The sequence below is a fragment of the Mesorhizobium sp. M0808 genome (assembly GCF_040320025.1).
GTDB lineage: Bacteria > Pseudomonadota > Alphaproteobacteria > Rhizobiales > Rhizobiaceae > Mesorhizobium.
The window spans coordinates 543,781-557,598 of record NZ_JAMYOX010000001.1 but is presented as its reverse complement, the minus strand read 5'-3'; the positions used below and the strand labels follow the sequence as shown (position 1 = coordinate 557,598).

At 63.1% G+C, this 13,818-nt stretch carries 12 protein-coding genes; 8 read left to right on the top strand and 4 right to left on the bottom strand.

Going from position 1 to position 13,818, the window contains the following annotated elements; genetic code table 11:
• Positions 1–92 precede the first annotated feature (92 nt).
• Complete coding sequence (locus NKI25_RS02930; protein WP_352569120.1) at positions 93–476, bottom strand: YybH family protein; 384 nt, start codon at positions 474–476, stop codon at positions 93–95.
• 152 nt (positions 477–628) lie between these two features.
• Positions 629–1,378 carry an SDR family NAD(P)-dependent oxidoreductase gene (locus NKI25_RS02925; RefSeq protein WP_352569121.1) on the bottom strand — a complete coding sequence of 250 codons (750 nt, stop codon included), beginning with the start codon at positions 1,376–1,378 and terminating at the stop codon, positions 629–631.
• A 97-nt stretch (positions 1,379–1,475) separates the two neighbouring features.
• Here NKI25_RS02925 and NKI25_RS02920 point away from each other — a divergent pair, with 97 nt between their 5' ends.
• The gene (locus tag NKI25_RS02920) at positions 1,476–2,369 is read left to right on the top strand and encodes a LysR family transcriptional regulator (RefSeq protein WP_352569123.1); all 894 of its coding nucleotides are present in this window, start codon (positions 1,476–1,478) and stop codon (positions 2,367–2,369) included.
• A gap of 80 nt (positions 2,370–2,449) precedes the next feature.
• Here NKI25_RS02920 and NKI25_RS02915 read toward each other — a convergent pair whose 3' ends face one another.
• The gene (locus NKI25_RS02915) at positions 2,450–2,878 is read right to left on the bottom strand and encodes a VOC family protein (RefSeq protein WP_023677279.1); all 429 of its coding nucleotides are present in this window, start codon (positions 2,876–2,878) and stop codon (positions 2,450–2,452) included.
• A 216-nt stretch (positions 2,879–3,094) separates the two neighbouring features.
• On the opposite strand from NKI25_RS02915, the gene NKI25_RS02910 reads away from it, so the two are divergent.
• Entirely contained in the window at positions 3,095–4,297 is a 1,203-nt protein-coding gene (locus NKI25_RS02910; RefSeq protein WP_352998120.1) for an MFS transporter, read from the top strand.
• 97 nt (positions 4,298–4,394) lie between these two features.
• Here NKI25_RS02910 and NKI25_RS02905 read toward each other — a convergent pair whose 3' ends face one another.
• Positions 4,395–5,297 (bottom strand): sigma-70 family RNA polymerase sigma factor, encoded by a 903-nt coding sequence (locus tag NKI25_RS02905; RefSeq protein WP_352998118.1) that lies wholly within the window; start codon positions 5,295–5,297, stop codon positions 4,395–4,397.
• A gap of 204 nt (positions 5,298–5,501) precedes the next feature.
• Here NKI25_RS02905 and NKI25_RS02900 point away from each other — a divergent pair, with 204 nt between their 5' ends.
• From NKI25_RS02900 to NKI25_RS02875, 6 genes are all read left to right on the top strand, one after another.
• Positions 5,502–6,908 (top strand): DHA2 family efflux MFS transporter permease subunit, encoded by a 1,407-nt coding sequence (locus NKI25_RS02900; protein WP_352587156.1) that lies wholly within the window; start codon positions 5,502–5,504, stop codon positions 6,906–6,908.
• Between the two features lie 434 nt (positions 6,909–7,342).
• On the top strand, positions 7,343–8,536 hold the full coding sequence (locus NKI25_RS02895; protein ID WP_352998116.1) for an acyltransferase family protein: 1,194 nt from the start codon (positions 7,343–7,345) through the stop codon (positions 8,534–8,536).
• A 2-nt stretch (positions 8,537–8,538) separates the two neighbouring features.
• The gene (locus tag NKI25_RS02890) at positions 8,539–9,645 is read left to right on the top strand and encodes a glycosyltransferase family 2 protein (protein ID WP_352998114.1); all 1,107 of its coding nucleotides are present in this window, start codon (positions 8,539–8,541) and stop codon (positions 9,643–9,645) included.
• Between the two features lie 6 nt (positions 9,646–9,651).
• On the top strand, positions 9,652–10,680 hold the full coding sequence (locus NKI25_RS02885) for a glycosyltransferase family 2 protein (protein WP_502897314.1): 1,029 nt from the start codon (positions 9,652–9,654) through the stop codon (positions 10,678–10,680).
• Positions 10,681–10,689: 9 nt separating this feature from the next.
• Positions 10,690–12,477: an ABC transporter ATP-binding protein gene (locus NKI25_RS02880; RefSeq protein WP_352998112.1), complete on the top strand. Its 1,788-nt coding sequence runs from the start codon at positions 10,690–10,692 to the stop codon at positions 12,475–12,477.
• A gap of 1,084 nt (positions 12,478–13,561) precedes the next feature.
• Positions 13,562–13,777, top strand: coding sequence for a hypothetical protein (locus NKI25_RS02875; RefSeq protein ID WP_023677289.1), 216 nt, complete (start codon positions 13,562–13,564; stop codon positions 13,775–13,777).
• Positions 13,778–13,818 lie beyond the last annotated feature (41 nt).

Here is a 13,818-nt window from a genome sequence, read left to right as displayed (position 1 = left end):
GGAACGCTATTCAGGGCGACTTGCATCGCATCTTCGCCATCTTATCGCTCCCCCTGGCGTGCCTTCCGGTGCAGAGATGCCGGAGACCGGCTCTAGCTTTGCTGGGTCAGCAGGTTTGCGTCGCGCGCGAGCCGCCACTCACCATCCGCCTCCTTGCGCAGGAGCGTCAGCGCATATCCCGATCGATGGACCGGCTCGCCATTCGGCGGGGTCGCGGTCATATTGATGCGGCTGCGGATGAAAGCCCAATTGCCGAGAAGCTGTAGTTCCACGATATCGCTCGTGCCGTCGATATGAACGCCGGCCGTCTCCAGCGCGGCTGCCGCGAAGATCTCCTTGTCGAAGGGTTCCCGGCCGGGAACCATGAAGATCGCATCGTCCGTCATCAAGCTGAGGACGGTCGCGATGTCTCCACGCTTGCTCGCATCCATCCACGTCTCGACCAGCTTTCGGATTGCTTTTTCGTCGCCCGTCATCCGTTACCTCCCTGGCATCTCGCCGTCATCGATGGCGCACGGCGCTCCTCCCTCGCTGCTACATAGGGCTTAGATCGCTCTCGTCATCGATTGCAGTGCGTCGCGCCGCGGGTAGCACGGTCCGCGAGCCGGCAGGTTCGCGCCCTCCATGCCTATCGCCAGCCACCGGAGGCGGTGATGCGCTCGCCGGTCAGCCAGGACGCTTCGTCGGAGGCGAGGAACACCGCGACGCGGGCGACGTCGTCGGGCAGGCCGAAGCGACCGAGCGGCGTCATGGCTATAATCTGCTTCTCGAATTCGCTGCCGATGATGCCGATGCGCGCGAGGCCCTCGGTATCGATGCCGCCGGGCGCGATGGCGTTGACGCGGATGTTGCGTGCGCCGAGCTCCCGCGACATCGACAGCGTGATCGTGTCCACCGCACCTTTGGTCGCGGCGTAGACGAGCGAGTTCGGCTGCGGATTGCGGCTGGCGACCGAGCTTATGTTGATGATGCTGCCGCCGCCCGCGCCAAAATGGTTCACTGCTGCTTGCGTGGTCAGAATGATGCCCAACACATTGGTGTCGAACTCGCGGTGAAACTCGGCCTCGGTAATCGCTTCCAGCGGCTCGAATGCGAAGACTCCGGCATTGTTGACCAGTATGTCGAGCCCGCCAAACTCCAATTTCGCCGCCTCGAACAGGCGGCGCACATCAGCCGCTTGCGACACGTCGCCCTGGACGGCGACGGCGCGGCCGCCACGGTCCTCGATCTCGGCGACGACGCGGTCGGCGCCTTCCCGTGACGAGGCGTAGTTGACGACCACTGCGGCGCCGGCCGTGGCAAGACTCTTGGCGATGGCGGCGCCGATACCCTTGGAGGCGCCGGTGACGATGGCGACCTTGCCGTTCAGCTTGCTCATCAAATCTCTCCTTTGTTGACGATGAGCGGTATTTAATCATGATCGAAACGCGTATTATGGTGCCCACAATCCGTTCTTTCGTGCCTGGAATTCCGGAATGACCACCATCCTCGAAAAGACCGCCGGTCTCGTCGCCTTCGTCCGCACGGTCGATGCCGGCTCGTTCCATGCCGCCAGCCGGCTGGTCGGCTCCAGCCCGTCGGCGGTGTCGAAAAGCGTGGCGCGGCTCGAGCGCCGGCTCGGCGTCAGGCTGATCCAGCGCTCGACGCGTCGGCTCGGGCTCACCAGCGAAGGCCTCGCCTACTACGAGCGCGTGGCGCCACTGCTAAGGGCGCTGGACGATGCCGAAGACATCGTCCAGATGGCCGATACGGCGCGCGGCCTGCTGCGCGTTACAGCGCCGGTCGAACTCGGTCGCGGCCTGATCGCGGCATGGGCGCAAGCGTTCCTTGCGCAGCATGGCGAAGTGAAGGTCGAGCTCAGCGTCACCGACCGCCACGCCGACCTGATCCGCGAAGGCTATGACGTTGCGGTGCGCATGGGGCCGCTCTCAGACACTGGGCTCGTCGCGCGCAAGATCGCCAATCTGCCGATCATGCTGGTGGCCTCACCAGCCTATGTCGAGCGGCGCGGCCGTCCGGCATCGGTCGAGGATTTACGGGACCATGAATTCGTCCGCCACCAGATGGCTGGCCGGCCTTATCCGGTCACGTTTGCCGACGGTACGATGATCGTGCCGGATGGGCGGTTAGACACCGACGACGGCGGCGCCATCCGCAATGCGGCACTTGCCGGCGCCGGCATCGCGCATCTGATGCGGTTTGCCGTGCAGAACGATCTCGACACGGGTCGCCTGGTCCGCATCCTGCCCGAGGTGGCGATGCCGACCATGCCGGTGCACATCGTCCATGCCTACGGGCGACAGCTGCCGGTCCGGGCGCGACTGTTCGTCAATTTCCTGGTGGGCCAAATGGCGGCACTGACGCGATAGGGCAGACGCGGTCTGACGCAAGCACCCAGGTTTGGCAGAGACCAACCGTGCCGGCCGGTGCGAACCACCTTTACCGGAAGCTAGAAGGTGATCTTCACTGAATCGGCGCTGCGGCTGGCCGGGCCGTGGTGGACGGCCTCGATGTTGTTGCCGTCGGGGTCGAGCAGGAAGGCGGCGTAATAGCCGGGATGGTAGGATCGTTCGCCCGGCGCACCATTGTCGGTGCCGCCGGCCTCAAGCCCGGCCCTGTAGAAGGCATCGACCATCGCACGGTCCTTTGCCTGGAAGGCCAGGTGGTGGCGGCCGGTCAGCTTTCCCAGGGCCGCCGGGCTGTCGGGGCTGGAGATGAACAGCTCGTCGGCCCAGAAATAATCATTGCCGGCGCCACCGATCGGGATGCCGAGCACGTTGAGAACCGCCTCGTAGAAACGGCGGCTGGCCTTGAGATCCCTGACCACCAGCTGGAGGTGGTCGATGAGACGGCCGCGATGAAGTTCCTGATTTGCCATGCTTGACAGCTCCTGATCGCCGATTGGAAATCTAGCTTCGAATGGTGCGCGGTCAATCCAGAAAGCCGTGGAATGGCGCCATCGCGCCGACTGGATAAAAAATGCAACCGGATTGTCGGATTCAAGACATCTCCAACGTCCTTCGGACGCAAGCGGCTCGGCGAAGCTCGAAAAGGTCGTGCCGTATCAACGCTTCCGACATGGGAGAAAAGTGAAATGAGCCTTCCCTATCGTTGGGTTATCGTCGCGGCTGGCGCACTGATGACCTGTGTTGCCCTCGGGGCGATGTTCTCGCTGGCGATCTTCCTCGAACCGATGGCGCTCGACACACAATGGTCGCGCGCCGGCATATCGAGTGCGATGACGCTGAACTTCCTGGTAATGGGTCTCGGCGGCTTCGCCTGGGGCGCCATTTACGACCGCTTCGGCGCCCGCATCGTCGTCATGACCGGCGCCGTGCTGCTCGGCCTGGCGCTGGTCCTGGCCAGCCGCACCGGTTCGCTACTCGTTTTCCAGTTGGCCTACGGCGTGCTCGTCGGCCTCGCGGCAAGCGCCTTCTTCGCGCCGATGATCGCGCTGACCTCCGCCTGGTTCGACACGAACCGCAGCCTCGCCGTCTCGCTGGTCTCGGCCGGCATGGGCGTGGCGCCAATGACCATCTCGCCGTTCGCCCGCTGGCTGATTTCGGCCTACGACTGGCGCACCGCGATGTTCGACATCGGCATAACCGCGTGGGTGCTGCTACTGCCGGCCGCGCTTCTGGTGCGCCAGCCGCACAAGCCCGCTGCCGACGGCGCTGCCCCAAACGTTGCCGCCGAGGGTGCCGGCATGACGGTTCCGCAGGCGCTGCGCTCGCCGCAATTCATCGTGTTGGGACTGACCTTCTTTGCCTGCTGCGCGGCGCATTCCGGGCCGATCTTCCACATGGTGAGCTATGCCATGCTGTGCGGCATAGCGCCGATGGCGGCGGTCAGCATCTACAGCATCGAGGGCCTGGCAGGGCTGGGTGGCCGGCTGCTTTACGGCGTGCTTGCCGATCGGCTGGGCGTCAAGCCGGTGCTGATCACCGGGCTGGCCATACAGGCCGTGGTCATCGCAGCCTATCTTGCGGTCAGCGAGCTTGGTCAATTCTACACGCTCGCCGTCATCTTCGGCGCCACCTATGGCGGCGTCATGCCGCTCTATGCGGTGCTGGCGCGGGAATATTTCGGCCAGCGCATCCTCGGTACGGTGTTCGGTGCAGTAACCATGCTGTCCAGCCTCGGCATGGCTTTCGGCCCGCTCGCCGGCGGCATGGTGTTCGATGCCTATGCCAGCTATTCTTGGCTGTTCATCGGCTCGGCCCTTGTCGGGCTTGGCGCGATGGCGATTGCGATCGCCTTCCCGCCGCTGCCGCGCAGGGAGTTGCAACCGGCTTAAAGCAGGATCGGCGGAAAAGGGCGGCCGCTTGGATGGCAAGCGGCCGCGATCCAAAAATAGCTGGCAGTGTTTGTTCGGCATTATGAAACGCGAATTGCTATGCCCGCAGAGGCACCACCTCGGCGCCGTCAAGCGTGTAGCGCGCATAGCGGAAATCGCGAATTCTCGCCAATCTGTCGCCGGCCCATTCCAGCAGGATAAAGTATTTTAGCCCTCCGGCCGAGTCGTCCGGATCGATCACAAGAATGGCTGGCTGCCGATCCACCAGGCCTGGAAGCAGCCGCCAATCGTGGATACCCGCGTAATTATGGAAGTACCGGCCCACTTTCGTGCGGCCGCTCGCCCGGAGCCGGTTGACGAGGTCAAGCCGGACGTCCTCGGCCAGCATGTCGCGGATCGCATCGAAGTCGCGGGCGTTGAACCGCTCCACGTAGGCTGCCAGACGCGCCCGCTCGGGCTCGGCCAACACCGGCACAGGCCGATCGTCAGGCTCGCCGGAGACTTCGCGCAGGCGCAAACGGCCGCGATGCAGTGCGGCTTTCACCGCCGGAACGCTGCTGTCGATAATGTTGCCGATCTCTTCGATCGTATAGCCGAGCACATCCATGAGGATGACGCTGCTACGCTGCGTCGCGGGCAGGCGCATGAAGGTCTGCAGGCTTGCGGCTGCGGTGTGTCGACCCTCGGCCGACATACCGGGGTCAGGGATCATATCGATATCCTCAACGATATGCGCGGCATCCAACCTGGCACGACGGCGTAGGTGGTCGAGCGCGGCATTGTGCGCGATGCGAAACAGCCAGCCCTCGACATTGGCTATCGGCCCGGTCCCGGGGAACGCCTCGAGCGCCTTGACCGTAGCTTCCTGGACGACATCCTCGGCATCGATCACCGAACCGGTCATGCGGGCGCAATAACGGTGCAGTTTCGGCCGTAATTCGCCGAGCAGCCGGTCAAATGGCTCCCGTCCTTCTGGCGTGCCGATTGCGGATCCGGTCATCGCACAAGGGTCGATTTCATGCGTATCTCCCAGGCAGAGGCGCCCGCCATCGGGCGCAGCGTCCTATAGACGCTCGACGATGGCAAAAGGATTCGGTCGAAAAAACTTTCTCTAGCTGGAATCCTTTCATGATCCCTACGCGTCTCTGGATCATGGGCTCGTGAACTTGGCTAGCCCTTTGTTCAAGCCGGAGGCGCCATAGTCATGAGCAAGCAAAGTGCGGGATCAACGAAGGTCTGGGTTCTCGCCCTCACGTCGATAGGCTCCTTGATGGTCGTTCTCGATGCGATGGTTGTGGCGACCGCATTGAGCACGATGCGGGTCGAGCTCGATGCCTCGCTGGAGACGCTGCAATGGACGATGAACGCCTATAATTTGAGTTTTGCCGTCCTGCTCATGACCGGGGCTGCGCTCGGTGACCGGTTCGGCCGCCGCCGTACGCTCGTTGCCGGATTGGCGTTGTTCGTCGCAGCGTCGGTTGCCTGCGCGCTCGCTGGCAATGCCGGATTGCTGATTGCGGCCCGTGCGGTCCAGGGCGCAGGTGCCGCAATGGTCATGCCGCTGGCCATGGCGCTGCTGAGCGTCGCTTTTCCCCCGGAGGAGCGAGGCAAGGCGCTGGGTATCTTCAGCAGCATCACCGGCCTGGCTCTGATCATCGGCCCGATGGCGGGCGGTGCGATTTCCGAAGGGCTCTCCTGGCACTGGATCTTCTGGCTCAATGTCCCGGTCGGAATCGTTCTCATCCCGCTGGTGATGCGTCGGATTCCGGAGAGTTACGGGCCGGGCACGGCAATCGATGTCCTCGGCGTCGTGCTGGTAACTGCGGCGGCATTCGGAGTGGTCTGGGGCCTGATGCGCGGCAACATCGTGGGCTGGAGCAGCTCTGAAGTGCTGTCGGCGCTGACGGCCGGGCTGCTTCTGGCCATCGCATTCGTCCTTTGGCAGCTGCGTACCCGTGAGCCCATGCTGCCTTTGCGGTTCTTTCAGGCGCGCGCATTCTCCTCGGGCGTAGGGGCGAACTTCCTGCTCTGCGCCGCCATGTACGGGCTCGTGTTCCTGTTGCCGCAGTTTCTGCAGTTTGCCCAGAGCCGTGGGCCGCTCGGCGCCGGCATGGGATTGCTGCCTTGGACCGCCACGCTTTTCGTGGTCGCACCGATCGCCGGCAGCCTGATCAACCGCGTTGGCGAGCGCTGGCTTGTCGTGGCCGGATTGATCCTGCAAGCGGCTGGAATGGCCTGGCTGGCGCAGATCGCAGCACCTGATCTGCCCTATATCCAGCTAGTCGCCCCGCTGATCATTACCGGTGCCGGCGTGTCGATGGCCATGCCTGCCGCGCAGAACGCGGTTCTCAATGCGGTCGCCCGGCCGGAGGTCGGCAAGGCTGCCGGCACGTTCAACACATTCCGCTTCCTCGGTGGCGTATCCGGGATCGCGATCGCCGGTGCGGTGTTCGCCGGCACTGGAAGCTTCTCGTCCACCGACGCGTTCAGCGATGGCTTCACCTCGGCAATCGACGTCTCCGCTCTGCTCTCGCTCGCCGGCGCGCTCGTCGGATTGGGGCTCCCGGAGCGTCGCGCAGTGGTGCTCGCGAATGCCAGCAAGGAGGCGTAACTCGGAGGCGGGAAGCTTGCGCTTGCTCCCACTGTTGTCGCGTTAACAGCAGGCCGCGCCAGCGCAGCAAAAAGGTCGCCGAGCGTCGGTTGCCGGCCGGTCCTGTGGGGGGCATCTGTGTCCAGACCCAGATCTTGCGCGCCCGTGATGGCGGCGAACATGCTGCATCGCAGCACCCTGCCGCCGATATCGGCGGGCCAAGGGAGTGCGAGAAAATCGTCAAAAATGGACAATTCGGGCTGGTTCCTGCTGTTTTTGGCTTTTATTAGCCGTGCCTCACGTTCCTGTTTCAAATGTGTCAACTTTTTGTGTTGCGTTGCACAATGGTGGTCCTATTCTGCGCAAGGGGGGCGCTTCCGATTGGAATGCGCCGTGAACGAAGCCGCTATATTGACCGATTGGCAGTTTCGCCGTCCCGCCGGCGTACGTCACTAATGGGAAATGCGCGCGACACCCAATTGGACGCGCTGAGGGCCATCGCCGTGACGATGGTGCTGTACTCCCATTTCTTCGCGGCTGGAGGGTCCTCGTTCTGGGGCCATATCGGCGTGCGTCTGTTCTTCGTGCTGAGCGGCTTTCTGATCACCCGCCTGCTGCTCGAAGCCCGCTCGGCCGCCGAATTCGAAGCCGGACCGGCGCTGAGATCCTTCTATATCAGGCGGGCGCTGCGGATATTCCCGCCCTATTTCGCCGTGCTGGGTTTCGTCTGGTTGGTGGACCTGGAGCAGTCTAGAGGATCACTGGTCTGGCATGCGTTCTATCTGTCGAATTTCTGGTACGCGGCGCAGAATGAATGGACGCCCTGGCTGCTCTGCCATTTCTGGAGCCTGAGCATCGAGGAGCAGTTCTATATCGTCTGGCCGCTGATCGTCCTGCTGGCGCCGCGCCGGCGCCTGGAATCGATCTGCATCGGCGTTATCGTGCTGTCGCTGGCCTATCGGTTTTATTGGCCGATCGCTGGAACGCCGGGTTTGGCACGCGACCTGCTGCCGCCGGCGTCGATGGACGCATTGGCGTCAGGCGCGCTGCTTGCCGCCTACCGGTCAAGAACAGCCGGCTTGCCGCAATGGCTTCGAAATGGCTGGCCGGGGCTCGCTGTGGCGTTTTTCGTTCTGCAGTGGTTTGCGCCGGCGCCGGCAAATCCGGTGCAGGAATGGGGCCTCTGGCTGCTGTTGCAGATACTGCCTCTCGTACCGCTGGTGGTCATCGTTGCAAGCTGTTCGACAGGGGTTGGCGGCTATATCGGAAAACTTCTCGAACTGCCGCCGCTGCTTGGCCTTGGCCGCATCAGCTACGGCGTCTATCTCTACCATCCGATAGTGCTGGCGTTGGTCGTCAAATCGCAGCCGTGGATCCCGCTCAACGTCTCGGAACAAGGGCCGGGACGGTTCCTGGTCGCGGGAACTGCGACGCTCATGCTGGCCTCGGTCTCGTGGCTGCTTTTCGAGAAGCCGCTCAACAGCCTCAAACGCCACTTCCCCTATGTTGCTCGAAAGGGCCGCGGCGCCATCCCGGCAGGCATGGACGTGGGCAATGCCGGATGGCTCGCGGCGGGAGCATATCCGGGCAGGCCGCTCGATGGCGCATCACGCTTCCCCCGCAAGCTGCAGCGAACCGATCGGAGCTGATCATGGCTGCTGCTCCCTTGGTTTCCGTTCTGCTGCCGATCTACAATGCCGGACCTTATCTCGCCGCTGCGCTGGGCAGCATCCTGCGGCAGGATTACGAGTGTCTGGAGGTCATCGCCATCGATGACGGCTCGACCGACAACTCGCTGCAGATCCTGCAGAAATACCGCCAGGCCGACAGCCGCATCTCGATCATCTCACGCGAAAACCGCGGCCTGATCGCAACTTTGAACGAAGGCCTGGCCGTGGCGCGCGGCGATCTGGTCGCCAGGATGGACGCCGACGACATCGCCTATCCCCAGCGCCTGTCGCGGCAGGTCGCGCTGTTCAACCAGCAGCCTGACCTCGCTCTATGCGGCGCGGGTTTCGATACCTTGCTCGGCAACCGCGTCGTCAGGGGTTCGCCCGATCCGATATTCCAGGACAATCCGCTGCGTATATTGTCGATGTTCTTCACGATCTTCATGCATTCCACCGTGGTATACAACAGGAATGTCATAGAAGAAGATGTTCTATATTACGATACCAGCTACAAGCATGCCGAGGATTTCGACCTGTTCAGGCGGCTGACCGACCGCTACCCGGCGGCCATGAGCCCCGAAAGCCTGATCGCCTATCGTATCCATGACGACAGCGTGACCAACAGGCACAAGCGCGAAATGCGCAGGACGCATTTGAAGATCGTCGCCGAGAACCTTGAGCGCGAAGGGCTCGTACAAGAGACGCAGGACCTCCGCGGCATCGGTGAAGTCCTGTCGATGGACACGGTTCGCCGTGCCGCCGAATGGATCCTTTCGCTTGAAGAAAGGATTGCCGCGCTGCCGGCCGAGACGAGGCCGAGCTACCAGGCTGGCACGCTGAACCTGTTCTATTTCCTCTATCAGCTGATATCGGGGGAAAGACAGCCGCTGCTGATGCACGAATTCCTGACGCGGACGGCGAAATGGAAACTCATCCGGCGCCGCGAGCAGTACGTGTTTCGCACCGGTGCCTTCGCGCCGCGTTTCAGTCTCGCCTCGATGTCGGTCACCAGGCAGGTGGATGCCCTGTCGCGGTATCTGCAATCCGTGCCGGCCGCGGCGGTTTTGCCTTCGAACCAGTTGAGCTAGCAGCGCATGTTCGTCAAATCCCATCAGCTCCAGCAGCGCGGCCGCTCGACGGTGCCGGCGGCCATGTCGCCCCGGCCGCAGCACGGGCCGGCACCGGAGGTCAGCTTCATTGTCTGCACACGCGACCGCGTCAACGTGCTCGAGCCTTGCATAAAGTCGATCCAGGCCGCGTGCCGCGCCTACGCTGCCTTCTCTGCCGAACTGGTGGTTGTCGACAACGGTTCCACCGACTGCACAGCAGAGCGGCTGGCCAGCATCGCCGAACTTTCGGACATTCCGTTCACGGCTATTCGCGAACCGCGACCTGGACTGGCGGCCGCGCGCAATGCCGGGCTCGAGCGCGCGCGGGGCCGCGTGCTGGTTTTCGTCGATGATGATTGCGCAGTCCACCGGGATTATTTGCGCGATCTGCAGCGGCACTATGCGGCGGGCGAACGGGTCATCCGCGGCGGCCGCGTCGAGATCGGCGATCCCCGCGACCTGCCGTTCACCATCAAGCGGTCGCCGGTGCGCGCGCGGCTTACCCCAGACGTCCATCCCGGCGGCTTCGTGCTTGGCTGCAACATGACGATGCACCGCGATGTTGCAGCCCGCATCGGCCGTTTCGACGAACGGTTCGGCGCCGGCGGCCCGCTGCGCTCCGCAGAGGATACGGACTATCTAGTGCGGGCGGTGCTACTTGGGATCCCGGTCGAATATGTGCCCGACATGACTATCTATCACCATCACGGCCGGCGCGACCGCAAGGCCATCGAAAAGCTGCACCGCGACTACAGCATGGGCAATGGCGGGCTTTGCCTGAAACATATCCGCCACGCGCCGTGGCTGCTTCGGCATTGCTACTGGTCGATGAGGGCGGCCATGCGCGAACTGGTGAAAGGCCCTCTGTTCGACCGTGAACTCAAGCTGTCGCACTGGCCGATCGTCGGCATGAATTTGCTCGGCGCGGCCAAGTTCGCGGTGCTTTTGCTGGCGAAATCGCCGCAGCCGGCGCAAATGCGACAGGAGCAACAGGCAAATGCCGAGGCGAGGTGATCCGCCACCATGCGATTGATGCCGCCCAGCCTGCCGATGCTGCGCCGCGCGCTCGGAAGAAAGCAGTTGCGCCTGCTTCCTGCCGTGGTGGTGCTCGGGCTGCTCAGCGCCGCGCTTGAAGGCTTCGGCATCGGCCTGATCATCCCGTTGCTGAACATAATCATGGGGCAGCAGGGGCAGACCGGCATGGCCGGCTTTTCCGCCGTCTTCCAGCATGTCGGATCGAGCCTGAGCGAGCGCGACCGCCTGATCGTCATATCCGTCGCGATTCTCGGCTCGATCGTGCTGAAGAACCTGTTCGCTTTCGCCAACACGCTGCTGACCACCTTCATCTACGGCAAGGCGAGCCATTCGATCCGCAGCGAGCTATCGGAGCAGCTGCTGCGGGTGGGCTACCCGTTCTTCCTGCAGCAAAGCCCCGGACGGCTGCTCAACATCATCTCCAACGAATCCTGGCGGGCCTCGGATGCCATCCAGATCACGTTGGGGGCAATCGTCAATGCATCGGCCGCAATCATCCTATTGGCCTTCCTGCTGCTTCTGTCGTGGCAAATGACGCTGCTGGTCACGCTGGGGCTGGCCCTCGTCCAGGTCGCGCACGCCATGCTGTCGGCCAATCTGAAGGCGCCGAGCCGCAGCGTCGCCTCCCGCAACAGCCAGCTCGCATCGCAGATGCTGCATCTGGTGCATGCCGGGCGGCTGATCCGCATTTTTGGCCAGGAGCAACGCGAGAAAGCGGCTTTCGACCAGGCATCCGACGCGGTGCGCCGGGCGGCCTTCGTGCTTTTAACCCGCCAGGGAGCGTTGCCGCCGCTGACCGAGGTTCTGCACGCCATGCTGTTCCTGGCGGTGGTGATCGGCGCCTGGTTCGCCAATGTTTCCTTCCCGCTGATCGTCGCCTTCGTCATCCTGCTCTACCGGCTGCAGCCCTACATGCGGTCGCTGCAAATGGCCTGGAGCCAGCTGCAGGGCCTCAGCGGATCGCTGGAAGAGGTGACGTGGATGCTGGACCCGTCCGACAAGCCCCAGCCGCCGCAAGGCAGCGCAGCGTTCCCCGGGCTCAGCCAAGGCATCAAGTTCGAGGACGTCACCTTTACCTATTCCGGCTCGGAGCAGCGCGCGGTGGTGCTGCATGCGGCGAGCTTCGACCTCCGCAGCGGCCGCTCGACCGCGCTGATCGGCCGGTCGGGCGCCGGCAAGACGACGATCGTCAACCTTTTGTGCCGCTTCGTCGAACCGGATAGCGGCAGGATTCTCGTTGATGGATCGCCTCTGGACCGCATCGACCCCAGCCAATGGCGAAAGCACATCGCGCTCGCCAGCCAGGAGCTGGAGCTGGTCGACGGCACGATTTTCGACAACATCATCTACGGCCAGGACGCGGCCTCGGCCGACGACGCCGAGCGCGCCGCAAGGCTGGCCGAAGCCCATGACTTCATCGAGCAACTGCCGCAAGGCTACCGGACGGTCGTCGGCTACCGCGGCGTCAATCTTTCAGCGGGACAGCGACAGCGGATCGCGCTGGCCAGAGCGCTGGTGCGCGATCCCGATATCCTCATCCTGGACGAAGCCACCAATGCGGTGGACGGCCTGTCGGAGGCGGCAATCGTCGAGACGCTGAAGTCGCGCGCCGGCCGCCGCACCACCATCGTCATCAGCCATCATCGCAGCACCATTTCGTTCTGCGACGACGTCGTGATCCTGAGCCACGGCCGCGTGAAAAAGCAGGCGCCGTTCGCCGCGCTTGCGACGCTCAGCATGGACGAGCTTTACCAGCACGAGGCGCTGGAAGGCTGAGGGCGACCCCGCTGCGTGCGCGCGCTGGGAGGTCGTCTCGGATGTCAAGCCAGGTCAAGCATCTCAGGGGCGAGGAAGACCTCCGCCATACGTCTCTACGGGATTTCTGGGATGATGAGTGATCCCGAGCTTACCCGCTTTTCATCTGGAGCGTACAGAACCAAGGGTCCGCCTGCCAAATCCAGCAATGGCGGCGGACCCTAATCAGCGCATGAAGGGACTGATTCTGCGCCGATGTCTCCTCGAGGAGGTGACGCCATCAACTGAAGACGGGCGCAGTTGTTCCCGACGCCGGCCGTACACAAGACCATTGCGCAGGCAGGTCAGACTTAGGTCCCTGTAAACGCGCATCGCTGGCTGGAGTGAACATCGGATCGGCTCGGTGGTAGCGAAACTTCGGCCGGAGATAGATGCAGCCATTGGGTTCCGGGGCATGACCGGCTCGGCGCTGATGATGGGCGGCGATCGATCCCCGCACGACTGATGCCGAGGGGCGCTTGCATTCCTGCGGAATACGCATCCACCGGCGCCAGTGAAGTTGTCCAAGCGGTACGGCTCAGCGGTCGTCAAGCTGTTGCTAATATGCAGCACACGCAGCGCTCTATGAACGGCGTCGCTTGGAACCGCTACCTCCGACCAACCGTTAGTGTCACAATGACAAACCAAAAAGTGAGGCTGATGATGGACCCGCTGCAAAACAACACGTTGGAGATCTGGTGTCTTGCGGCCGTTCCGCTGTCGCTGCTCCTTACGGTGTTATTAGCCGGATTTATCCTTTAGCCGGACCCAAAGAGGCCGGCTGCGGACCGGGGCCTGGAAGATGAAAATGCCGGCCATTTAGGCACGCTAGGCGTCGCGGACACCTCGTAGCACCAGGCCGTGGCAGCCTTTCCAACATTGCCATCATAATCGGCTCTTTCGACCGGTCCGGTCGGCGGCGATTGCTCGCAGGCCCGTTGCGAGGGCGAGCATGCGAGCTCGTACGTTTTTTACACAATCTCTGATTGGTGGACTCGCCCGCCGCCATCGACGTTAATTTTGCGTTAGCGACAGGAGGGGGGAGATCGCTAACGGGAGGAAGAAAATGAAAGAAAACTACGATCTGACGATCGACTACGACGAACCTTACGACAACAAGCCTTACGATCTAGCCACATTCGCAAGGAAGCACGGGCTCAACATTCGAGCCGCCGAGCTTCTTCTTTTCGCCAAAGGCCCGTCTCGAGCGGCCTGCGATGCCGCGGCGAGGGCTTTTCTCGCGGCGGTAGCCGCACAAGCTATGAGACAATCGGCGCGGTAGGTCTCACAAAGCCATTGCTGACACGGCCTGCCGTGTCAGCA